Origin of the sequence: Oribacterium sp. NK2B42, from assembly GCF_000424445.1 — a bacterium.
GTDB lineage: Bacteria > Bacillota > Clostridia > Lachnospirales > Lachnospiraceae > Oribacterium.
Map to the genome: position 1 here is coordinate 1 of NZ_KE384191.1, position 24,776 is coordinate 24,776.

The following is a 24,776-nucleotide window of genomic DNA, read 5'->3' on the forward strand; positions in this document are numbered from 1 at the left end:
ATTTGGGTCATCCTGAATGGCAGGTTACATTGACTCAATTTCAGGTAATCAGGATTTGGGTCATTCTGAATGGCAGATTACATTGACTTATATTCTGAATTCTGAGTTTTAAGGTCAATCAGTGGTTCCAATAACTCCAGATGGTGGGGAAAAAAGTCGACCACGGTCTTCGCGAACCATTGCCGGCTGAACTGTTACAAATAGTGTATGCTCAAGAACTAAAATTCTGGCTTTTTATTGAAAATTATAATCACAAATGATATATTTATCAGTAAGGAAAGTACCCACTCCAAAGTGGATGCTCCCATTAGATGTTATTTAGCTCTCAGTGAGAGCCGCCTCTCTTGTTTGCAGACGAGAGAGGCTTTATTTTTTTCGCTTGTTGTTTCTCTTATCAAGAAAGCTAAGCAACGCCAGTAAGAAACCACAAGCCGTAAAAAGCAATGCCAACAAAGTCAGCATAATCATTAAGATTTCGTAGTCCGTCATGTGCGCCACCTCCCTTCCACAGTGACATCCAAATAATGGAGCACCTTATAATATGGCTCGGGAGATTACCACCTCGTCATGGGTACTTGTAAAGCGGATGAACCGCTTTTTTAATATAGCACATACGTTCTGTCTGTTCAACCGAACAATTACCATTCCTTAGTAAATTCCAATAATAATCTCTTTATAATCTCTTTATTTTTCCTTCCTCCACTATTTGCGGCTAGCAAACTAAATACCATTCACCTGTGAATTGTTACTAAAATCCGGATATTTTATCTTTTTTTTGATTTTAAATAAAATCATTTTCTAATTTTATGGTATAATGTACAAAGGAAGTAGGCTTTAATATTTATAAATTGTATGCTTTTTACAAAATTTCTGATCTTTTTAAGCGTACAGGTATAAAGCAAGAGAGTATGAGTAGTATGAGGAGGGTATGATGAAACAATCGTTTAACAAGTATGTGCTGACTGTGACATTGCTTGCTGCGTTTTTTTCTTTAAACGGCTGCAGCGGCTCCGGAGATAAACCTGCGGAAACCACAACAGCTGCAGCGGCTGTCATAGCTGAGACAACAGCAAGGTCTTCTGCCGGAACAGCGAAGGCTTCTGCTGAAACAGCGAAGGCTTCTGAAATGAAAGCTGACAAGGCAGCCGGAGATGCAGGGAAGTATGTAATCTATGAATATGAATCCAACGGCAATAAGGTAGATCATGGCATGCTTGCAGAGGCCGGCATGGGAGACACATGGCTTGAGCTCTATGAGGACGGCACAGGAAAATTTAATCTTTTCAAAAATATGCTGGACATCACATGGGAACCCGGAGAGATCACAGTATACGGCACTTCAAAATATACTTATAAGCTTGAAGGTGACACACTTAATCTCGATATGCAGGGCGTTTACTACACTATGATGCGAGAGGGAAGCCTTCCTGCTGCAGACAGTACTGGCAGCAACAGCAGCTCCTCTGATTCCGGTGAAGTCTCCGGTACTTATTATCTCACCATGCTTGACACGATGTCCATTCAGGAATTTGCGGAGATGACAGGAACAACTGTTGATAAAGCATCTGAAATGATCATGCTCAGGCTTTCTCCTGACGGCAGTATGCATTTCATCGAGGACGGCGAAGACCAGCCGGGAACCTACACTATAGAGGATGATGTCATCACACTGACTGCTGAGGATGAAAAGATGACAGGAACCATAGACGGTGACACCATAACCTTTGATCTTGAGGGCGAAAAGCTGGTGTTATCAGGCAGCAGACCGACTGACAGCGGAGCTTCTGCAGCCGCTGATGGCTCTGACTCAAAATCCGGGGAGGCTGTCGATACTTCAACTGCCACCGGCGGTGACGGAGTTGTGGGAAGTGAAGAGGAGCTTGAAAAGGATTATGTATGGATGAACAAGGTAGCAAAGGATATCTTCCATACCACTTATGAGGATCTCGTAAAGCAGTTCGGTGTCGAAGGAAAGTTTGACAAGGAAGAGTATTCCGAGCATATGAAGGTAAACAAACGCTACTACTTCTGGATATCTCCTGAAGATGAGAATCACTTCATTTATGTCAACTTTGAGGAGGATGATCCTGACAATGCACCCGGAGTATACACAGTCAGCGGTTTCAACTCAAGCGGCTTCAGCGCATCAGAGGCTGAAAGCAGGTATCTTGAGGAGGTTCAGGCGGCAGCCAATGAAGCCGACAAGGCAGCTGCAGCAAACATGAAGATGAAAGACTTCTCTGTAGATATTCACCCGTTTGCACACGACGAAGACACGATAACCGTCAGTATGCAGATTCCGGAAAGCGGATGGTCATATGATGAAAACAAGGATCATCTTGTAGAAAATGAAGATCCCAATACCTTTGGCGCAGGCTTCATACAGTTCAAGGTGGATCCTGAACTCTCAAAATTTGATTTCTACAAGGATAAGTTTGAAAACTATAAGGATATCGATGAAAGAGAGATAGGAGGCATCAAATTTGCCGGACGAACCTACAAGAATATCGGATATGAGTGGACCGAGTATATCGCTCAGATAGATGATTCTCACGCTGTATCCATAGGTATAGTTCGCATAGATACAAGCGAAGGAAGCATGGGCGACAGGATACTCAATTCCATAAAATTTAAATGATAAAGATTTTATGCTATATACGGAACTGTAAACTGTTTATCAGACCCCATCGATACTAGCGGTGCTTGATAAACATCAAAAATAGAGAGGATGCATTATGAAGAAAAAAACTTTGATCCTTGTTCTCTGCGCGACGGCTATCGGGCTTGCGGCCTGCAGCAAAAAGCCTGTACAGGATACGCCTAAAACTACCGATACGCCTGAAACTACCGCCTCTGCCGAGACTGAAGCTCCGTTTGTGGAGGAAGAGCCTGCAAAAAACGAGCTTGATCCCGCATCACCTATTCCGGGTATAAACAAGGATTATGCCCTGACAGAGCAGGTGTTTGAAGATGAAAATCTCATACTCCGGCTGCCTGAAGGCGTCAGCGCTGTTAATGAAGGCAAAGGGGAAAACATGGGGCACATTACAGTGACCGATGAAGAAGATGGGTGGAAACTAATGTTCCGCCCTGATAATTTCTCACTTAACAACATAATAAACAATGTGAGTAATACTGTTATCTACGACGGAAACGAGGTAAAAACAGACTGGTCACGTGACGTATCAGGGACTCTGGCAGGATTCCCTGTACGGGTGTGGGCCAATAATACACGAAAGGGATGGCTCCACCCTTCCAACGAAAGTGATACACCTGCTGTTGATATCGTCATGGATTACGGCGAAACCCTGGTAGGAGAATGGCTGGGCATGCATATCCGTCTGGAAGCGCTGAAGCCAACCGATGATACAAACATTTATCACTACCTGTATAACAGTAAGCTTCGTGCCGTACTGAACAGTTTTGAATGTATAAAGACCGCGGATGGCAATGAATATTCCGTAAACGGCATCACCGCCACCTTCCCTGCCCGCTGGCCCGTAAAAACAGGCGAGAATTCCATGGTGGCAAATCTGCATTCCAATGCTCTCACCGGCGGTATCACCATGACAACACAGTACAACCCGGATCCTCAGCATCATGCAGATATGTACGAAGGGGATCAGTTCAGCCGTACCTATGGAAGCAATGACTGGCTCGGTGTCATCGCAAAACATATATTTGAAAAAGAAGGCGCTGATGAACCGACCATCCTTTACTCCATGTACCTGTTCTCAAAGTTCAGTGACAGGATGTGTGCCTGTGTTCATGTTTCCAACAACAGCTTCGGTCCTGAGGAATTCAAAGCATTCCTCGACAACGAACAGTTTGTGGATCTGATGAATTCTGTGAAACTTGATCCTGAGGCATGGCACCAGCCGGGTACAGCAGAAGTAAACGGTCTTCTTTCCGACGGCGGCAGTATCATGTCATACTCCGGTACTGATGAAGAAGTAACTATCCCTTCTGTTATCGGTGATTACAACACAGTCAGCGTGGGATTTAATGCATTTAAGGATAATACTTCCATCAAGAAGATAGTTATCCCTGAAGGCGTCACCGAGATCCAGGGCAATGCTTTCTTCGGATGTGCAAATCTCGAAACGGTCGTTCTTCCCGAAACCCTGAACTTCATATATCCATACGCTTTCCGTGACTGCCCTAACCTTAAGGATGTAGTACTGCCTGATGGTGTTTCTTATGTAGGATCCGGTGCTTATGAAGGTTCCGGCACAGGAACATTTAAAGGCAGCGCCGCAGAATATGATTATCACGCATTTGATGAAAGCGGATTTGATAAGATAAGTTTTGCAGACGGTGCGATCCTTTCGGCTGATTATATTTTTGACGGAGCATCGCTTTCTGAGATAGAGCTGCCGACAGACCTTAAAGAACTTGGCAAGGGAGCATTTGTAAACTGTCACAACATCCAGAAGATCGAACTTCCTGAGACAGTGACAACCATAGGTGAAGGTGCATTTTCATCCATGTTCGGACTTCCGTGTATAAATCTTCCGGAAGGTCTCACCGAGATTCCTGATGGCTGCTTCAACTCCACAACTTTGGACACTCTTGTCATTCCTTCTACAGTAACAAAAATCGGTGACCATGCAACATTTGGCGCTGCCTGCATCATCATCCTCTGTCCTGAGGCAGAGATAGGCGAGCGCGCAATACAGGCTGACTACGTATATCTGGAAGATGCCTATAAGCATGTATTCTCAGATCATGAGGAACTTGAAGGAAGCTGTCTGTATCTCGATGATGTTTATGACCCTGCTTCACAGATTCAGGGAAATTTCTATGATGCAACAAGCTTCGATTATCAGATCTACCTTCCGTCTGACGCAACCATTGAAGAGTCTGATAATCTTGATAAGTACCTGCTTTCTATCGGATATCCGGAGATTGCATGGATGGGTTCTTCCAGAGATTTCATCCCTGACAGCACCTTTGACTTTGACTGTATCAATCCGGGAATTATAACCGGATATCACGGCAACAGCGATAAGCTTGGTATCCCTAACTATCATATGTATACAGAAGATGGCTGGTGGCTGACAGGCAATGTATATGGAATCGCGGATGAAGCCTTCAAGGATTCTACATTTACTTCTGCCTACTTCCGCGGTCAGTGTGGAGACGGAATCGGTTCAAGGATCCTTGCAGGAAATACTGCTCTTAAGGACATATGGTTTACTACTGCCATCATGGATGAGATAGATGACGGGAATGCCATAGACGGAGTTCCTCACTATCAGCCTGATACCTTTGCAGGTATCCCTGAGGATGTGACCGTACATCTGCCGGATTCTATCCCTGAGGATCAGCGTTCCGGCCTGGAGGACAGCCTGCGTGCCCATGGCATACCGGGCGGAGCGACCTTTACATATTACAGCCTGAGGTAAGCCTCCGGTATCTGATTACAGTCTGAGGCAAGCTGCCTGTATCTGATTATAAAACCTCTTCTGTATAACACACTCCCCTCCGGATATTCAGGCAAAGGCCTAAGATCCGGAGGGGAGTTTTTTCTAAGAGTTACTTCTGTAGTGGTAAAAGATACACCGGATTTTATTGTTGATAGAATATAATTTAAAAACGTTTAAAGCCTCTCTCGTTTGAAAAGACGAGAGAGGCTTTTTTTAAGCAGAATTCAAAGAAAAAGCATACCTATTTAGTCTTATGAAACTGGAGATGTTGTCTTATCCTGTTTCTTTGCGAGCCATTCTTTGTATGCTTTACGAAATTGTTTTACAGGCATATCCAGTTCTTCGGCCGCATATTCTTCTAAGAGACGACCTTTATTGAATAAAGACATAATGCTGTCGCTTTTACTTTTAGATAAGGCTTCGTCAAATTCTGGTTTCATTAAAGTCATAAGAGCTTCATACATATCAGGTACCTCCTTAAAATGTCTAAAAATGTCAGGATTTTCAGCTAAAGCTAATCGTATAACCGAGTCGGCATTTTCTTTATCATCCTTATCGGAGAGACTATTAGCAGACAGCACCAGACATTTTCCGGTTTCTAAATTCATTTTACTTGTTAGTGACTTGAGCCAATAGTGTGATTTTTCACTGAGTCTGGATGAAACAATAAGTTGCAGAGGAAAAAGAATTTTGTTCCCGGACACATAATATATTCCGGGATATTTCTCTAAAATTTTACATCCATTATCTTTAAACCACTTTATAAGTTTGACCGGTTTTCCCTCATGTACAAGGGAAACAGTAATGTTATCAACTTTTATGCCATCAGATTTAGGACTGTTTGCCTTGTTTAAAATCATTCATTACATTATCTTTCTTTTATTTTGATTCTATCATCATTATTTAGATGATACAATGTGCAAATGTTAGGGGTGAAATACATCACAGAACGTGACAGAATTTTTTCCTGATTGTGTTACAGAAAGATGATAGCTGAGAAATGGAAATTTTCCTATAGTCTAAATTTAGACCATATATGGAATTTTATGAATTCGGATTCGATTATTGTACAGACCTACAAATCAAGATGGGTTAGAACCGTCCCCTCTGACTTGTACATACAAATATACATTGGTATATTAGGCATATACCGATTATACGAGGAGGTGTGAAGGTGAAAAAGAATATATTGCTTACCACACTGGATGTTTCCTGGAATGACAGAAGTCCGAGATATTACTCTGCAAGGAATGAGTTCGGTTACGATTACTGTGAAGCTCTGCAGAGTATTGAGGCGGGTACAAAGTTAATGCTGGCCCGAGTTCCTGTTGAGGAGATACTGATCATAGGTGATGAAGTACTTCAAGGTGACATGGACAGCCAAAAGAGCATAAGGCTGAAGGATTCAAAGAATCTTTCGCAGGAGGAAGGCTCCGGACTGTCGGCCTTGGATCTTTACAAGTGTCGTTTGGCTCGGTACATAGATGAAATCAGTCCGGACGAAAAGGCTTATGATACCTTACTTCCGGAGGAAGTCAGGAACAGGCTGATCAAATTTATCGGAGATTTTCAGGAGCAGTATTCGGAACGTGAGACTAAACGTCTTAACCGTTTTTTTGATGAGCTTTCAGAGAACCGGGTTTTATACAAGAAGTTCTGCTCTGCCCTTTTTAATGAATTCCCGGACCTCGACAAAGAATCGGGACACACAATGCAGTGGGTTAAATATTATCTTTATACACAGTTAAAGCCATCTTCAAAGCTTGAGTGTCTTGAGATAAATGAGGGTGTTTCATTCAGATATATTCCGGCGGAGATGCTTGAAAAACGTGAGTACTGGGTCAGCATACTACTCAACACTGACCCTGCGGATACTGAGGGAGAAGATGAGATAAATCTATATGTTTCTCTTGGTAATGATTCCGCAATAGACGGTCAGATCCTTCTCAACATGCTTGACATCCTGATCTCGACTCCCGGAAGTAATGTTCAATTAAAGAAGATTTACAAGGTGACGGAATCCGGCGACAGCCTGACGGGGCAGATAGAAGACAGCACTGTAATTTCAAAATCCACGGAGCTTGTCACAGCCGCCCACGCATTTCTCAACTACAGTAAAACGGATTTGCTTGTGAAATTCTGGGAGAATTCAGGAGGACAGGATGATAGGATAAGTAAACTTATCTATGGGGCAAGACATGTGGACGTAGGCATTTCCATGTGCAACATTCCTGAGGTTCAGGAGGGCATTGACCGTCTCCGCAGCTTATTCCGGGATGAAGCATCATGGAAGGATGAAGGCGAGTACGGACTGTTGTTTGGAATGATAGCAGGATGCATCAAGGCAGATTATAAGAACCTTTTGGAGGGTGACGGCAGCATTAAGTTTCTGGAGCTTATAAAATGGGCATATAAACACCAGCTGTATCAGCAGGTATTGACTCTTATCGAAGCCCACGCTCCTGCGAACATTGTAAGCTCAGGTATTTTCTTTTATTGTGATGATGAGACAAAGGCAGATGATATCATCAAGATCCTGGCGCTTCGGCGTCTGGAAATGAAACCATATGAATACTATAAGCTTGATGATATAGAGCACTATTTCATCAAAAATTATGACCGTGATGCCGTCAGACTGATGGGTACAAAAGATGAAGACAGAAACCTGATATATGCCGGCATCAGAACCGGGTCCATCAATGATGATACACCTGATAAGATAGCCGGACATACTGCCTGCAGCAGCATTGAAAGTGTACAGAAGGTTCTTTATGCTTATTACCACCTGGGAGAAGTCAGGAACAAGATAAGTCATGCCGATTCCCGTGCCATGGCTGAAAGTCGCCTGATCGTATACGAAAACGATATCAGCTCCGCCATGCTGGTAATGCGTGAAACCATCGAATATTTCATAAACAGTTATGAAGCTTCACTGGAGGAGGTTAAGGGCAAAGCTCCGAACATTGTCATCATCACACCGGAAGAAGTGAGAAAAAAAGCTGATATGTTAAAACGTGGCACCAAAAGAGATATGTAATGGCCATGGAAGCGGGCATAACCGACAACTGCTGGCTTTGACCGGCATTTTAGTGTAAAATGTATAAGGCACGAACACAGCTGAAAATTTTTTTGGCTTTTATGCTGTTTCCTGTTGTACATTTTGTCTTAAAGTGCTAGTATACATATATAAATATTTTGCCACGGAGAGTAGAGAGTATGGCAGTAAGCAGTTTATGAAGGCTGTTTACTTGCTGTACTCTTTTTTGTGCCCAAAACGAGGTAAAACATGCCGTATCGTGCTGATGTTAGTAAAAGAATCTTATAAGTAACTTTAACGGAGGAATATATAAATGTCTAAATACGTAATGGCCATGGATTCCGGTACAACCAGTAACCGCTGCATCCTCTTTGACAAAGCAGGAAATATCTGCTCGGTAGCGCAGAAGGAATTCACACAGTTTTTCCCTCAGCCTGGCTGGGTTGAGCATGACGCCGGTGAGATCTGGCAGTCACAGCTTTCTGTAGCGAGACACGCGATGCAGAAGATCGGAGCAACCTTCGAGGATATCGTTTCTATCGGTATCACAAACCAGCGAGAGACCGCTATCGTATGGGATAAGCTCACAGGTCAGCCTTTATGCCACGCAATCGTCTGGCAATGCCGTCGAACCGCCGACGCAGCTGAAGAACTGAAGAAGGAAGGACTTGAGGAAAGTTTCCGGAAGAAGACCGGCCTCATCATTGACCCATACTTCTCAGCCACAAAGCTTCAGTGGATCCTCCACCATATGCCGAATGCACAGGAAAGAGCGGAAAAAGGAGAGCTGCTTTTCGGAACAGTAGACACCTGGCTCATATGGAAGCTCACAAAGGGAAAGGTTCATGTGACAGATTATTCCAATGCTTCCAGAACCATGCTCTTCAATATCAATACTCTTGACTGGGATGATGAGATCCTTCAGAAGCTTAACATTCCACGCTGCATGCTTCCCGAGGTTAAGCCCAGCAGCTGCGTTTACGGAGAATCAGATCCCGAATTCTTCGGAGGCCCCATTAAGATCGCGGGCGCCGGCGGAGACCAGCAGTGTGCATTGTTCGGACAGACCTGCTTCGATTCCGGAGAAGCCAAGAATACTTACGGAACCGGATGCTTCATGCTGATGAACACAGGCGAGAAGCCGGTATTCTCAAAGAACGGTCTTCTCACTACCATCGCATGGGGAATCGACGGAAAAATAAATTATGCTCTGGAAGGTTCAGTTTATGTAGCAGGAGCTGCCATCCAGTGGCTGAGAGATGAGCTTAGAGTCATCGACAGCTCGGCAGATTCCGAGTACTTCGCCACAAGAGTTAAGAATACAAACGGCTGCTATGTGGTACCTGCCTTCACAGGACTTGGCGCACCTTACTGGGATCCCTTCGCAAGAGGCGTCATCACAGGACTTACCCGTGGAGTAAACAAATACCACATCATCAGAGCGACGCTGGAGTCATTAGCCTTCCAGACAAATGACGTGCTGAGAGCCATGGAAAAGGATTCCAACATTCACCTTACTTCACTTAAGGTTGACGGCGGTGCCTGCAAGAACAATTTCCTGATGCAGTTCCAGTCAGACATCATCGATGCTCCGGTACACAGACCTAAATGTGTAGAGACCACAGCCATGGGAGCCGCTTATCTGGCAGGACTTGCAACCGGATTCTGGAAGGACAAGGAAGACGTCAAGAAGAACTGGCAGATAGATGAGGAATTCCGACCCGAGATGAGAGCGGAACAAAGAGAAGAAGAAATCCGCGGATGGAATCAGGCAGTAAAGGCCACCTTCGGCTGGGACAAGAGATAATAGTTATTTATAAGGAGATAATAAATCATGACTTACGATGTGATCATTATCGGTGCAGGTGTCACCGGTGCGGCCGTGGCGAGAGAGCTTTCCCGCTACAATGTTGAAGTATGTGTTCTCGATAAGGAAGAGGACGTATGCTGCGGTACTTCAAAAGCAAACAGCGCCATTATTCACGCAGGCTACGATGCTGAGCCGGGATCAAACATGGCAAAGATGAACGTTCGCGGAAATTACATGATGGATCAGCTCTGCAAGGATCTGGATGTTCCTTTCAAGAGAAACGGTTCCCTGGTTGTATGTATCAATAAAGAAATGCTTCCGGGACTCAAGGAGCTATACGATAAGGGCGTTAAGAACGGCGTTCCCGGCATGAAGCTTTTAAGCAGGGAAGAAGCTCTCGCAATGGAGCCGAACCTTTCCGACAACGTTCAGGGTGCTCTTTACGCAGAGACAGCTGGGATTATCTGCCCATTCAAGCTGAACATAGCCATGGCAGAGAATGCCAATGTTAACGGCGTTGACTTCCGTTTCAATACCAGGGTTGAGAAGATCAAGAAGGGTACTGATGGTCTCTGGCATCTCCGCACCAACAACGGTGAGTACAAGACAAGATATGTTGTTAATGCAGCCGGCGTTTACGCAGATGTATTCCACAACATGGTAAGCGAAGAGAAGATTCATATCATAGAGCGCCGCGGAGAGTATTATCTCCTTGACAGAACAGTAGGGGATCACGTAAGTCACACAATATTCCCTCAGCCCAATAAATTCGGAAAGGGTGTTCTGGTAGCACCTACAGTACATGGAAATCTCCTTGTAGGACCTACAGCCATCGACCAGGATGACAAGGATGCAACAAACACAACTCAGTTTGGAATGGATCAGATAACAGCCAAGGCTTCTGAGAATGTAAAGAACCTTCCGTTAAGAAGTGTTATCACTTCCTTCTCAGGACTTCGTGCTCATGAAGATCATCAGGAATTCATCCTTGGAGAGGTTAAGGATGCACCGGGCTTCATCGACTGCGCAGGTATCGAGTCACCGGGACTTTCAAGCTCACCGGCAATCGGAGAGTATATCGGAAATATGCTCCGTGACATGATGAACCTTACAGCAAAGGAAAACTGGATCTCAACAAGAAAAGACGTGCTTGATCCTAAGAAGCTTTCATTAGAAGAAAGAAATGAACTTATCAAGAAGAATCCTGCATACGGTCAGATCATCTGCAGATGCGAGTCTGTAACAGAGGGTGAGATACTTGATGCCATTCACAGACCTCTCGGCGCACGTTCACTGGACGGCGTAAAGAGAAGAACCAGAGCAGGAATGGGACGCTGCCAGGCAGGTTTCTGCAGTCCCCGTGTAATGGATATCCTTGCAAGAGAGCTTGGACTTCCACTTACAGAGATCACAAAGAGCGGCGGAAAGTCAAACATAGTGCTTGAGCACTCCAAGGAGGTAGCAGAATGAATAATGTAGATATCGTAATAGTCGGCGGAGGACCCGCAGGTCTCGCCGCAGCAGTAGCCGCAAAGAAAGCCGGCTGCGACAGCATTCTCATCCTTGAGAGAGACGGAGAGCTGGGAGGAATCCTTAATCAGTGTATCCACAACGGATTCGGTCTTCATACATTTAAAGAGGAGCTTACAGGTCCCGAGTACGCAGACCGCTTCATCCGGCAGGCCCTGGATCTTAACATTGAATACAAACTGAACACCATGGTCATGGACATCTCACCAGAGAAGGTCATCACAGCCATGAACCGTACAGACGGAATGTTCCAGATCCAGGCAGGAGCAGTTATCCTCGCCATGGGCTGCCGCGAGCGTCCCAGAGGAGCCCTCAATATCCCGGGCTACAGACCCGCCGGAATCTTCTCAGCAGGAACCGCACAGAGACTTGTTAATATCGAAGGCTACATGCCCGGAAGAGAAGTTGTCATCCTGGGTTCCGGAGACATCGGACTCATCATGGCACGCCGTATGACTCTTGAAGGCGCAAAGGTAAAGGTTGTTGCCGAGCTTATGCCTTACTCAGGCGGACTCAAGAGAAACATCGTACAGTGCCTTGACGACTACGGAATTCCTCTCAAGCTTTCACACACAGTCATAGACATCGAAGGCAAGGAGCATATCTCAGCTGTAACCATCGCTGAGGTTGGACCTGATCGTAGGCCGATTCCCGGCACAGAAGAGAGATACACCTGTGACACACTTCTTCTTTCCTGCGGACTTATACCTGAGAACGAGCTTTCACAGTCCGCCGGCATTGAAATGAGCCGCATCACCTCAGGCCCTGTTGTAAATGAGAGCCTCGAGACCAATGTTCCCGGTATCTTCGCTTGTGGCAACGTTCTTCATGTTCATGACCTCGTTGACTACGTTTCCGAGGAAGCCGGACGTGCCGGAGAAAACGCTGTGAAGTATGTAAAGGGACAGCTTGACGAAAATGCTTCAGGAAAGCTCATTAAGCTTGCTGCAACCGATGGTGCAAGATACACAGTTCCTTCAACCATCGATCCGGGCCGTATGGATGAGAATCTGACAGTCCGATTCCGTGTCGGTGATGTATATAAGGATTCCTACGTTTCTGTATATTATGGAGATGAGAGAGTTCAGCACAGAAAGCGCCAGATTCTGGCACCGGGCGAGATGGAGCAGATCATTGTTAAAAAGGAAGACCTGCTGGCAAGACCTGAGATGGAGACCATAACCATCAAGATTGAAAAAGAGTAAGGAGAATAGAATTATGGAGCAGAGACATTTGACCTGTATCGGCTGTCCCATGGGCTGCCAGCTCACAGTCGAGATGGATAAAGGAGAAGTTCTCTCAGTAGCAGGAAACACTTGCAAGAGAGGTGACATATATGCAAGAAAAGAGGTTACAAATCCTACCAGGATCGTGACTTCAACCATAGCAGTTAAAGAAGGTGACAAGGAAAGAGTTTCCTGCAAGACAGCAAATGACATTCCAAAGGACAAAATCTTCGCAGTAATGCAGGACATCAACCACGCAGTTTGCAAGGCACCAATCAGCATCGGTGACGTTCTCATCGAGAATGCAGCAGGCACCGGCGTAGCTGTAATCGCAACACGCGACATCAGAAAAATATCTTAAATAATTAAACGGGCTCTGATTTGCACATAGAAGAAGATGTGTGAATCAGAGCCTGTTTATTTAAATTAAAACCACGAGAACCTTGTTTGTTGAAAATCATCACCACGTCCACACTTTCTTAAACAAAGATCATAAGTTCCAAATTAGATTTGATTCAGAACTGATTATTATCCAAGTGGGTCAAAAATCTGTAAACTTTTCAATGACTGCAATTCATTTATCTTGATAATGAAGTTAACCATAGAGTTATTATTCGTTGATTCCACACACGGTTTTATAAATATGAATCAAAACCTAAGATTGCTTTCATTGACTCCAAATCCGGCTTTATCCATCTGAGGTCATTCCACTGGCTTACTTTCATTGACTCCAAATCCGGTTTTATCCATCTGAGGTCATTCCACTGGCTTACTTTCATTGACTCCAAATCCGATTTTATCCATCTGAGGTCATTCCACTGGCTTACTTTCATTGACTCCAAATCCGATTTTATCCATCTGAGGTCATTCCACTGGCTTACTTTCATTGACTCCAAATCCGGTTTTATCCATCTGAGGTCATTCCATTGGCTTACTTTCATTGACTCCAAATCCGGTTTTGTCAATCTGAAGTCAATCCACTGACTAATATTAATTGACTCCATATCCCGTTTTATCCATCTGAAGTCAACCCACCGGCTTTTTGTTTTTGACTTCAAGTCAAGTAATATCCATCCTGAGTCATGCCGGGAGATGGTTTTTATCGTATTCGAGGCCGAACCTATCCATTTGTTGTCAAATTCTAAACCTTATATTGGCAAATCCTAAACCTTATATTGTCGAATCAGAATCCGGATTAAATCTTCACAGAATAATTATTCCAATATTAATATAAAACTTATAAATCAAATGTTTTATCACGAAATACTATATATAGTAATTTAGAAACGAATTATTGTGTTCAGATTTCTTAACTAAATTAATAATATGTGAGCATACAAGAGCAAGCGTAAGTGAAAGAGCAAGTAAAAGCGCAGATGCAAGTAATAACGCAGATGCAACTAAAAGCGCAAATGCAAGTGAAAGTGCAAAAAGCAGAGGAGACCCACCACCTTGGACAAAAATAAGACTATCACCAACCAGAACCGGAATTCTCCGGAAAACTCAACAAAATACAGAGAATTCATAAATAATAACAGGGTTAAGCTCAATAAATACCTGAATAATATACTGTGGTTCTGTATCCTTACGGGACCTGCAATTGCAGGCGGAGTCTATGCCGGAGTTTTTCGTAAAGTTCAGATGATTACTTGTCTTCATATCTCACTGACCATGCTGATCATCGCACTTGTTCATTATTACCTGAGACGCTGGAAACCGGCATCAGCCTGGGTGAGTATGTTTGCTCTTTTGGCTCTGGAAATTCTCCTCTTATACATGTGTTACGCCCATGTAGGCATTCATCTTACATGGTTCTCAGTGCCTGTACTGTCACTGCTTTTCTGCGACAAGTGGTTTTATCTCACCACAGTCATTACAAATTATTTGGTGATGGTGCTTGGAACCTTTATCACTGCGCCGTACTATGGAGCATTAAGAACAGACTTTAGTTCGATCACATCATATTTCATAAATATGATTGTCGGACTGACCATTGAGACTGTTGTGATGCTTGGAGTAGGCTATGGACTTCTGAGAACCATGAACAGGTATCTCGAGGATATGTTCAACCAGAATCAGACCATTGAGGACGACAAGGTGAAGTTGAAAGATCAGCTTCGTATTTTATTTTCCATGGCGGAGATATATGACAATGTAAACCTCCTGGATTTTAAAAAAATGACGGAGATGTCTTTGCGGGAGGAAGTCCCTGTGGAACACGAACTGAATCTGAACTCATATAACCACTCCATTATGAACCGCAAGTTAAAAATGGAAGTAATTCACAAATATGTTAATGATTTCCAGAGATTTACCAATATAAAAACAGTCCAGAAAAGACTCATCGGAAAAAAATACATTTCTTATGAATTTGAAAGTATCTTCTCGGGATGGTACAGGGCACTGTATATCCCGGTTGAAACAGACGAAAAAGGTGTTCCTCAGGTAATCATATACACACTGCAGAATATTGATGAAGATAAAAAACGTGAAGAGCATCTCGTCCGTATATCCATGACGGATGAACTCACCAGACTTTACAACAGAAGATGCTTTGAAGAGGATCTTATAAGTATAAGAAACAACGGAATGGAAGATGACTTTGTCATCTATTCAGTCGATGTTAACGGTTTAAAATCCGTGAATGATAATATAGGCCATGCCGCAGGAGATGAGCTTATAAAAGGTGCGGCAGACTGCATGTCCCTGGTTGTGGCAGGAAACGGTCGCGTTTACAGAACAGGAGGAGATGAATATTTCATCATCGCACATACAACAGAACCCGAAAAACTAAAAGAAGGTATCTTATCAGAAGCGGCAAAGTGGCATGGCAAGCTGGTTGAGCAAATGTCTATATCCATAGGATACGCCACCCACAAAGAAAATTCTGAAGCTAATGTTGACGACCTGGAGCGACTGGCTGATAAGAAAATGTACGAAGACAAAGACCGGTACTATCAGGAAAACGGCCTGATCAGACGTTAAACTGAAATAATATACAGAAATCCACCGGGAGTTATTCAACAGAGACGATTCAAAAAGACAGGGGTGATTTGGGGGATGAAACTGAATACAAAGGTCAAAACAGGGATTTTGATCACACTATATACATATGTGATAATGTCGACGGCAGGTGCATTAACCTCATATGCTGAAGGCTGGAAAAACAATTCCGGTGTCTGGCAATGGGTTAAGGATGACGGGACCGTCGCCACCGACACCTGGAAATCTGCCAACGGCTACTGGTTTTATCTGGATTCCAGCGGAAACATTGCCAAAAACAAACTTATATCAGAAGAAACAAAAGACAGCATCGATTACTACTATGTAGATTCCAACGGTGCACTCCTTAGAGATTCCTGGAAAGCAATCCCCATAGACCAGTCTGAGAAAAAGAACTACAAGGCTCAGTACTGGATGTACTACTTCGGAAATGACGGAAAAGCTTATAAATCCGATAAAAACTTCTCGGATGATGACATTAAAACCATCGAAGGAAAGAAATATGCATTCGACAAAAACGGACGTATGCTATACGGCTGGATCGATTCCTCCGATGTCAAACAGCAGGACTATGATTCCATCGCATGGGTCTTTTCGGATTACTACTTTGGTGAGTGGAATGACGGTCACATGCAGGAAGGCTGGCTGCAGCTTCCTGTTTACGAAAGAAAAGACGGTGCCACCAGAGAATACTGGTTCTACTTTGATTCCAACGGAAAGAAAGTGAAAAGCAAGACAAGGATCATAGACGATTATTATTACGCTTTTGAAGACGACGGTCATATGTCCAGAAGCTGGAAACCGAAAGCAGAATAATTATTATATGAATCGAAAACTGATACCTGTATCAGATTGAAGATTACATGAATCTGGAAGCCTGATACCTGAAACAATTTGTTTTCTAAAAATTTTGTAAAAAATCTCTTATTAAGAGAATGCTTTAACCGATAAATATTAGAAGAAGGTTATTTTTGTATTGAAGGGCAACCTGGAGCTTACATGTTGTGTATGGTCTAAAGCAGGGAGGCATCAGCCAAATAGTGATATCATATAACAAAGACTGCTCTTTAAGACGAATACGAGGAAAAGATCATTTTAAATCGAGGGAATACGAATGAGCGAATTAACAAATGAGCAAAAGGATATTTTGGGAGAGATCGCAAATATCAGCATGGGAAACGCAGCTACAAATCTTAGCATGATGGTTAATAACCCTGTAAACATCACTACCCCGGGCGTGAGCATCATCAGCAGAAAGAATGCTTTGGATGATTATGAAAAGACCTGTATCTTTGTACAGATCCATTACGTTAAAGGTCTTTACGGAAACAATGTTTTCATCCTGCAGGAGCCGGATGTTGTCGCAATTACAGATTTAATGATGGGTGGTCCTGGAAGCAGTGAAGGAGAGGTGAATGATATGCATCTGAGCGCCATCTCCGAAGCCATGAACCAGATGATGGGTGCATCGGCAAGCTCTCTTGCTACACTGCTTGACCGGTTGGTTGATATAAGCCCGCCTGAAGTATGTAAGATCGATGTAGACAGTATCAAAACATTTGAAAGAATATTCGATTCGGTGTCGGAGCAGTTTGTTAAGGTCGCATTCAAGATGGATATCGGTGATCTGATACATTCAACCATGGTGCAGCTTTATCCTATACCCTTTGCTGTTGAAATGTGTGAGAAATTCTCTGTTAAGAAGAAAGCCGGACAGTACTGATAGTTTATGTTATCAAAGATAAAATGCATATATGGGATCTCCTGAGTTTAATTGGGGTATTAGCCTACAAAACTCTCATAAACAGATATATAAAGCGGAATAATAAAAGTAATTTATAAAGTTTATATTTTTTTAATGTTTTTTTTGAAAAAACTACTTATATATTGTTTGCTATTTAGTATTTCTATACTATAATTAACTCATAAAAGACTATGTACGTAATGCGTAGCATTGACTTTAACGGCGAAGGAGAGTCGTTAACCATTACAAGGAGGTTCAAAATGAGTTATCAGGCAATTGAGGGTGTAGCCAGATACGATAACCAGGAACGGATCAGTACGGAAAGCCGTTGGCAGCAGTATTTGGAGTTACGGAGCCGTAACAACCAGAAGCTGGATCAGACATATCAGTCTGAGAACAGGAAGTTTCAGAATGAGAATTCAGATGAAGCAAAAGAAGAGAATAAGCTTCTTTTTGAGCGTCCGAATCAGCAAAATCTTGATCAGTTAAAGCGTAAGGCTGACTCAGGACAGAAGCTGTCTTCTGATGAAAAGGCTTATCTCCAGCAGTATGATCCCGAGTCTTATCGTAAGGTTACCGAAAGGGAAAGTGAGTTAAAAGAGTATAAGCGTATTTTAAGGCAGGCCAAATCCAAAGAAGAGATACGTAATGCAAAGATTAGTCATGCTAAGGTGGCTTATGGCAATTTTGAGGTTTTAGCAGAAAGCAATTATGCTTTGGATAGTGATTATCTGGTGGATGAGGAAAGATCTACTTATGACCGGGTTGTTTGATTTTAAGCAACAAGTTTCTTTTGAGTGAGGAAAGATGCGTATGGTCAGAGAGATGAAGTTTATTAATAGAAAATCATAAGCTTCTGAGATAATTAAATATCTCAGGAGCTTTTTTAATTGGAAATCCAAGGTTTAGCAGGGCTTTACAAAGTTATTTAAAAGATCCGTCCGCGATAGCTCTTTAAAAAAATCCACCGGGGACGGTTCTCGCCGGCGAGAACCGTCCCCGGTGGATCAAAAAAAAAGGTCTTGCGCTTTGCGCAGGACCTAAAGCTCATAAGTTATATATTAAGCAGTCTTTGTGTAGTGCATCTTTGAGCCATCAACATTTGTGATGATCATCTCACCGTTGTTGAAGTCATACTGGAGACCGTTGATAACACTTACATAGTGATTTGTTCCCATGAAAGAAACCTGTGATGTTGTGCCACCCATTCCGTTAGCTCTCTCGATGATTGTAAGAGACTTGTCTGAGTTAGCAGATACTTCACGTGTATCAAGGAAAGTTGCAGGCATAGCAGCCGCACCGTTGTTAGGCTCTGTGTATACCCATGTATATGTACCGATCACAGAAATTGATGCATTTGTGTCAGTGTTTAATGCATTTGGAATCCACTTTCCGTCAGCACCTACGAAATATCCATCAGGTGTCCATGTGTTTGTGAGCATATGTCCATCTGACCCTAAATAGTAGTTACCTACCCACTGATTAGCGGCTAACTGACCGTTGCTCCTTAAATAGTACCATAAATTACCGTTGGCGATCCACTGGCCTGCCATGGCTGTCATAGCTGATCCTGCGATCATAAATGCAGCAATCCCTGCTGTTAAAAGCTTCTTTAACTTCATTCCTAACCCTCCTGGATTTAAAACATTATTTGCGCATGCACTGCTTTTGAGTGATACGCTGTGTATGTGAGAGAAATATATTGTCCCCTCATACAGTTTAAACATCAGAAGTATAACATCAGAATGCTTAAATGCAAGTCTGATGCAGGAAATTTTAAAATTTTGACAGGAAAGTTAATATTTTCACAGACAGACTCTGTTCAATTCTTATATTATATAGTGATTATAAAAATTCTATTAAATTTTCCCATGAGGGCGCACAACAAAGTTCTAGTGGAAATTTAATCCATTTTTTAAGAATTTTGGGCAAAATTACTATATTTTGCTTATATTTGAATTATCTTAAGTCGACGTATCAGTAAAGGATTTGTTTAGAATTTTTATCGGATTTTAATAATGGTGCCTCAGGATTCACCTAAGGAATCATACTCGTGTTTTATATGCAGGAAATCATATGGACCATACAAGCATTGGATTTACTATTTACATTCTGACTTTAGCATTTGTTTTTGGAACTGTTTTTGGTAGTTTTATCGATTGTATGGCCTGGCGTATTGTAAAACAGGAGAGTGTTCTCAACGGACGCTCCCACTGTGATGTGTGCGGGGCACAGCTCACAGCAGGAGATCTGATACCTATAGTGTCGTATTTGAAATCCGGTGGAAAATGCAGTCACTGCGGTGCGAAGATAAGCCCGGAATCAACATGGGTAGAATTACTTCTGGGTGTAACCTCAGTAGTACTGGTTTTAAAATTCGATCTGTCCTTCACAGCGCTAAGATTTATGGGACTTGCAGTTATCCTCATGGGACTTAGTCTTGTGGATTTAAAGACCTACATAATTCCGGACAGATTTCATGTCCTGGGGATCATCTGGTGGCTAATGACTCTGCCCCTGATAGCACTCACTAAAGGACAGGGTCTGACTTCATACTTCGCAAGAGAAGTTTTGGGAGCCGAAGGTACTTCGTTACAGACAGGAACAGAATCCCTGAGTACCCTTGAGCTGATGCTTCAGGATCTAAAGTATGGACTTATCAGTGCCTTTGGCATAGCGCTTTTTATGCTGGTACTGTCGATCATCTTCGACAAGGTTTCGGGAAAAGAGAGCCTTGGCGGCGGAGACATTAAACTACTGTTCATGACAGGACTTTATATGAGACCGGGGGTTGCGGTTTTTAATCTCATACTCAGCTGCATCGTTGGACTCGTATTTGTATTTATATTAAAGAAAGAAAAGATCCCATTCGGACCATCCATCTCACTTGCTACCATGATTTCCATCCTGATAGGAAGTGAATTTGTAGACTGGTACATTGGTCTTTTGTTTTAAATGATTTTTGGGGAACCGGAACCCTTTGAAGAGGATTCCATTAAATAAAAAAGTACACATTAGTTAGGGGTTAATGATGAGAATCAATAAGGTAGTCGGCATCAGCATAGGAAATTACCGTATATCGGTTTCTTATGTGGTTAAAAGACAATTAAGGAGCTACTTTTATGAGAACGTACCGGACAATGCTGTAAAAGAAGGCATGATCCAGTACTGGGATGCTATGTCCGAATTTCTCCGTGACACTCTGAAACAGCACGGGATCAAATGTAAAAATGTTATCTTCAGTGTGCCTCTAAACGGTGTTTATATCCGTAACATAGAGCTGCCTCTTATGAATCTACAGCAGCTTGAACTGAATCTGCCCTTTGAGTTCCATGATTACATTTCTGATAGTTCAGACAAATATTTCTATGACTATGCGGTAATAGAAAAGACAGATAAGAGCATGAGACTTCAGGCCGTAGCCTGCAGTAAGGATCTCATTGAACGCTACCGTAAGATGGCGAAGGCTGCAAAGCTTGTACCCATCGGACTGGTGCCGGATGTTATCGGAATCCAGAGAATTCTGAGTGCATACAGACAGCAATTCTCGATCGAGGAGCAGAAGGATTTTGCAATCCTTGACATGGGAGATGAGAGCTTCAAGATTCACTTCTATAATCAGGGAATATACAATGCTACAAGAACCTTTGAACCCGGCGGGCAGGCATTGGCAGAAAAAATAAGCGAGATAAACGGTACAGATATACATATCTCGCATCTTGCCCTGGAAGATAATCTCAATAATATTCAGTCTCATCCTGCTTTGGTTCAGATATATGAAAGCAGAGCTGTTGAGATCATGAGAGCTCTTAACTTCTATAGCTACAGCAATAACAATAACAATATCGATACTCTGTATTATTGCGGCGGAGTCAGCAATATCAGAAAATTTATAAAGGTTCTTTCGGAAACAGTCAATCTTCCGGTGAGACCTTTAGGCGATCTGGTAGCTGTTATGGATGATGAAGTTAGAGACAGCTTCATTTCCTGTCCCCAAAGCCATGGCATCACCCTTGATCCCGAATATGAACCTAAGCCTTTGACTGCAGAGGAAGCCGACAGGTTCAGAGCTCATATCGAACAGTACGAACAGCAAAAGATTGATTCCTTTAAGGACAAAGAGTACGGAGGCTCCGTAGATATGCCAGCCTCCGAAATTAAGATGACTTCTGATCATACAGACCTTAACTCTCTGGCTTCACAGGTTAGCAGGGCTGTTGGAGCCGGAAGACAGGCAACACCGATGCCTGCTGCAGAGCCGGTAATACAGCCGGTTGCAGAAGCAGTGAGTGAGTCTCAGCCTGTAGTACAGCCGATAGTCGAGAACATGTGGAAACCGGCGGTTTCGGAAGCTGTGCCGGTGATACCAGGCATACCGAATCCGGTTACTTCCGAAGTTGTTCCTCGGATCATACCATCATCAGAGCCGAGAAATCCGGAGTCAGTACCTGTTATGCAAGCTGCACCGGAGCAGACTACTTCTGAAGTTGTACCTCTGATCATACCTGCATCAGAGACAGAGGCTTCAGAATCCGTTCCGAAAATAGAAACTACACCGGAACCGGAAATACAGCCGGTTATCAAATCGACACGCGAACCAGAAATTACAGAATTGGCAGCTTCAGCTCCACTTAGTTCACAGGATCTGAAACAGTTTACAGATAATTCAGAGCTTAGACCGATTGGCTTGGATGACAATGTTCAAACCATGGAAACAAAGGCTGAACCTGTTCAGAATACATCTCCGGTCATTAAGACAGAACCGGAACCTGTCCAGGAGAAACTTCCAGTGATCAAATCAGTGGAAGAGCCTGCAGAAAACGATTTTGCTGCAAGACTCATCAGACTAAACGACTATAAGGATGATCCTGTCAAAGAATCCGATGATCAATGGGTGAAACATTTGGACGAAGACGAATATGAGTCGGAAACAGATAAAGCTATAGACGAACTTACTGAAAGATTTTTAAAAGGACAAAGTTCATAAATATAAGGGGAGGGGACCGATTTGGCAGCAAAGGCTAGTATAAACAGAATACAGATCGGTAAGAGTAGGAAGTATCCTGTCAAGAAAACCATAAATCTCATGTATAAAGAGAAAACGAGAAGTGATATCGTTTTCACTTTATTGATATTTATGTTGTATCTTGTTGCTTTGTATTTCTTCTCGAAATACGGAGTAATTGCACAGCTAAGTAAAGCCGACGAAGCAGAAAGTTTCTATAATCAAAAGCTTCAAGAGCTTCATGCTCTTCAAGCTGAAAATAATGAATATGCAAATGTGATCGCAGAGTATAGTCATTATGGGAATGGTTTCCTTACTGATGGCGAGGTCGCAGCTCAGGACAGGATAACCATGCTGAATGTTCTCGATCAGCGTATTCATACCACAGGCGGTATCCAGAACATCAAGATCATTGATAATACTGCACAGATAAACTTAGGCGTACCTGAGGCGGAAATGATCCCGGAAATCATAAAACAGCTTGAAGAGTCAGAGTATGTTGGGTATGTAACTGCTCAGACCGCAAGTACAGTCGATAAAAACAATGCCCAGATTGAAGTGGATGCTGATGGTAATGTTCTTACACCGCTGTATGTGGATGCTTCCATAACAGTAAACTTCCGGTCACCTGCAGAGGTAGAGGCAGCACTTTCTAATGGTGAGACAGCAGTGGATGCTTACCTTGATGCAAGTCCGACAGGCTTTGCAACAGGTACCAATGTTTATGTGCCGACGATCGTAGAGCAGCCTTCCGAAGATGCTGAAGGAACTGAAGAAAAGACAGAAGCTAAGAAAGAAGAAAACAAGGATACCAAAAAGGAAGATAAAAGCTCTAAAGATAATAAGTCAAAGTCTTCTTCGGATTCGAAATCTTCAAGCTCAAAGTCAAGTTCATCAAGCAGTAGTTCAGATGCCAAGGCTAAAGCACAGGCTGCACAGAAGGCAGCTGCTCAGGCTCAGGCAGCTGCTCAGGCTCAGGCACAACAACAGGCAGCTTCTTCCGCCAGCAGCCAGACTGTATCTATTGATACAGATACAAGCCAGTTTGGTGGTAATGTTACTATTTCAGGAGGATCTCCGACATTAACGTCCGGATCACCGATTTCATTTTCGACATCGGGTCCAACAGTTGGAACCGGAGCATAACAGTTGGAACCGGAGCATCATCAGATTCAAGTCCTGTTATCAACTCAAGCTTTGATCCGTCCTCACCTTTGGGAACAGTAGATTAATCTATAAATCCATTATATTGATTTAGGAGCAAAAATGCTGAAACGACCCTTTTCAAAATTTGAAAAATCATTTCTTCTCTTACTGGTCATACTTATGCTCGGTCTTGTTTACTACAGGTTTGTCAAGATTCCGGTAGAAGACAGGATAGCAGCTGCTGACACCTTTGAGATAGAACAGCAGATAGAGACTGAGTATAGAAAGAGACAACTTATTCAGTCAATGAAGGATGAGGTTTCCACTAATCAGGATACTATCACGGGAGTTGTGGCAACCTACGACAACTTCAAGTCAGAAGCCGCGCTGCTAAACTCTATATTTGTTCCTCTTGCCGAAAAGTATAACTACAGTTTTCAGACTCCTATAGCAACTGACGACACTGTAAGAAGAACTATTAATATCAGCTTTTCAACAGCAAACTACAGAGTATGCAGAGATATACTACAGAGGCTTCATGACAGTAAGTACAGATGCATGATAAGCAATATCACCATATCAGCTACGGATAAATCTTCAAATACCAACAAAACCTTGCTTACAAGCCCCATCAATTGCAATCTGAGCGTCACTTTCTATGAGACACTTATCGGTGCAGCTACCACAGCGGGTCTTGATATGGGAAAGAGCAATACTTCAGGAGACTATGTCGGTCTTCGTAATGCTGATCTATCAGGTATTCATAGAAACACACTGGAAACCATGGCGGAGTCAATTGCTGATGAGCATAGATTGAAGTATTAAGAAGATTCGTACCGTTTACCA

At 43.0% G+C, this 24,776-nt stretch carries 18 protein-coding genes; 15 read left to right on the forward strand and 3 right to left on the reverse strand.

Annotated features, from left to right (window positions below; genetic code table 11):
* Positions 1–928 precede the first annotated feature (928 nt).
* Positions 929–2,638: a hypothetical protein gene (locus tag G625_RS0117010; protein WP_198014937.1), complete on the forward strand. Its 1,710-nt coding sequence runs from the start codon at positions 929–931 to the stop codon at positions 2,636–2,638.
* Positions 2,639–2,735: 97 nt separating this feature from the next.
* The gene (locus G625_RS0117015; protein ID WP_029202054.1) at positions 2,736–5,408 is read left to right on the forward strand and encodes a leucine-rich repeat domain-containing protein; all 2,673 of its coding nucleotides are present in this window, start codon (positions 2,736–2,738) and stop codon (positions 5,406–5,408) included.
* Positions 5,409–5,680: 272 nt separating this feature from the next.
* Here the strand turns inward: G625_RS0117015 and G625_RS0117020 are convergent, their stop codons facing one another.
* A complete protein-coding gene (locus tag G625_RS0117020) occupies positions 5,681–6,289 on the reverse strand; it encodes a hypothetical protein (RefSeq protein WP_029202055.1) in 609 nt (202 codons plus the stop codon).
* Between the two features lie 314 nt (positions 6,290–6,603).
* Between G625_RS0117020 and G625_RS0117025 the strand changes: the two genes are divergently transcribed.
* The 5 genes from G625_RS0117025 to G625_RS0117045 all read left to right on the forward strand — a co-directional run bounded on the left by G625_RS0117025 (position 6,604) and on the right by G625_RS0117045 (position 13,393).
* Complete coding sequence (locus G625_RS0117025; RefSeq protein ID WP_029202056.1) at positions 6,604–8,466, forward strand: hypothetical protein; 1,863 nt, start codon at positions 6,604–6,606, stop codon at positions 8,464–8,466.
* A 313-nt stretch (positions 8,467–8,779) separates the two neighbouring features.
* Positions 8,780–10,273 carry a glycerol kinase GlpK gene (gene glpK / locus G625_RS0117030; protein ID WP_029202057.1) on the forward strand — a complete coding sequence of 498 codons (1,494 nt, stop codon included), beginning with the start codon at positions 8,780–8,782 and terminating at the stop codon, positions 10,271–10,273.
* A 27-nt stretch (positions 10,274–10,300) separates the two neighbouring features.
* The gene (locus tag G625_RS0117035) at positions 10,301–11,746 is read left to right on the forward strand and encodes an NAD(P)/FAD-dependent oxidoreductase (protein WP_029202058.1); all 1,446 of its coding nucleotides are present in this window, start codon (positions 10,301–10,303) and stop codon (positions 11,744–11,746) included.
* Complete coding sequence (locus G625_RS0117040; protein ID WP_029202059.1) at positions 11,743–13,011, forward strand: NAD(P)/FAD-dependent oxidoreductase; 1,269 nt, start codon at positions 11,743–11,745, stop codon at positions 13,009–13,011. The genes G625_RS0117035 and G625_RS0117040 overlap by 4 nt, the downstream gene beginning before the upstream one ends.
* A gap of 13 nt (positions 13,012–13,024) precedes the next feature.
* The gene (locus G625_RS0117045; protein WP_029202060.1) at positions 13,025–13,393 is read left to right on the forward strand and encodes a DUF1667 domain-containing protein; all 369 of its coding nucleotides are present in this window, start codon (positions 13,025–13,027) and stop codon (positions 13,391–13,393) included.
* Positions 13,394–13,667: 274 nt separating this feature from the next.
* Here the strand turns inward: G625_RS0117045 and G625_RS0117050 are convergent, their stop codons facing one another.
* Positions 13,668–14,036, reverse strand: coding sequence for a hypothetical protein (locus tag G625_RS0117050; protein WP_029202061.1), 369 nt, complete (start codon positions 14,034–14,036; stop codon positions 13,668–13,670).
* 448 nt (positions 14,037–14,484) lie between these two features.
* Here G625_RS0117050 and G625_RS21695 point away from each other — a divergent pair, with 448 nt between their 5' ends.
* The 4 genes from G625_RS21695 (at position 14,485) to G625_RS0117075 (ending at position 18,552) form a co-directional block, all read left to right on the forward strand.
* Positions 14,485–16,017: a diguanylate cyclase domain-containing protein gene (locus G625_RS21695; RefSeq protein ID WP_029202062.1), complete on the forward strand. Its 1,533-nt coding sequence runs from the start codon at positions 14,485–14,487 to the stop codon at positions 16,015–16,017.
* 75 nt (positions 16,018–16,092) lie between these two features.
* Complete coding sequence (locus G625_RS20670; protein WP_049895994.1) at positions 16,093–16,851, forward strand: hypothetical protein; 759 nt, start codon at positions 16,093–16,095, stop codon at positions 16,849–16,851.
* A gap of 298 nt (positions 16,852–17,149) precedes the next feature.
* The gene (gene fliY / locus G625_RS0117070; protein WP_029202063.1) at positions 17,150–17,758 is read left to right on the forward strand and encodes a flagellar motor switch phosphatase FliY; all 609 of its coding nucleotides are present in this window, start codon (positions 17,150–17,152) and stop codon (positions 17,756–17,758) included.
* 281 nt (positions 17,759–18,039) lie between these two features.
* Positions 18,040–18,552, forward strand: a complete 513-nt coding sequence (locus tag G625_RS0117075; protein ID WP_029202064.1) for a hypothetical protein — start codon at positions 18,040–18,042, stop codon at positions 18,550–18,552.
* A 288-nt stretch (positions 18,553–18,840) separates the two neighbouring features.
* Here the strand turns inward: G625_RS0117075 and G625_RS23135 are convergent, their stop codons facing one another.
* Positions 18,841–19,401: a hypothetical protein gene (locus G625_RS23135; protein ID WP_029202065.1), complete on the reverse strand. Its 561-nt coding sequence runs from the start codon at positions 19,399–19,401 to the stop codon at positions 18,841–18,843.
* 454 nt (positions 19,402–19,855) lie between these two features.
* On the opposite strand from G625_RS23135, the gene G625_RS0117085 reads away from it, so the two are divergent.
* From G625_RS0117085 to G625_RS0117100, 4 genes are all read left to right on the forward strand, one after another.
* Positions 19,856–20,734: a prepilin peptidase gene (locus G625_RS0117085; protein WP_029202066.1), complete on the forward strand. Its 879-nt coding sequence runs from the start codon at positions 19,856–19,858 to the stop codon at positions 20,732–20,734.
* Between the two features lie 76 nt (positions 20,735–20,810).
* Positions 20,811–22,766 carry a pilus assembly protein PilM gene (pilM, locus tag G625_RS0117090; protein WP_029202067.1) on the forward strand — a complete coding sequence of 652 codons (1,956 nt, stop codon included), beginning with the start codon at positions 20,811–20,813 and terminating at the stop codon, positions 22,764–22,766.
* A gap of 21 nt (positions 22,767–22,787) precedes the next feature.
* A complete protein-coding gene (locus G625_RS20680; protein ID WP_044933412.1) occupies positions 22,788–23,930 on the forward strand; it encodes a hypothetical protein in 1,143 nt (380 codons plus the stop codon).
* Between the two features lie 120 nt (positions 23,931–24,050).
* The gene (locus G625_RS0117100; RefSeq protein WP_029202068.1) at positions 24,051–24,755 is read left to right on the forward strand and encodes a hypothetical protein; all 705 of its coding nucleotides are present in this window, start codon (positions 24,051–24,053) and stop codon (positions 24,753–24,755) included.
* Positions 24,756–24,776 lie beyond the last annotated feature (21 nt).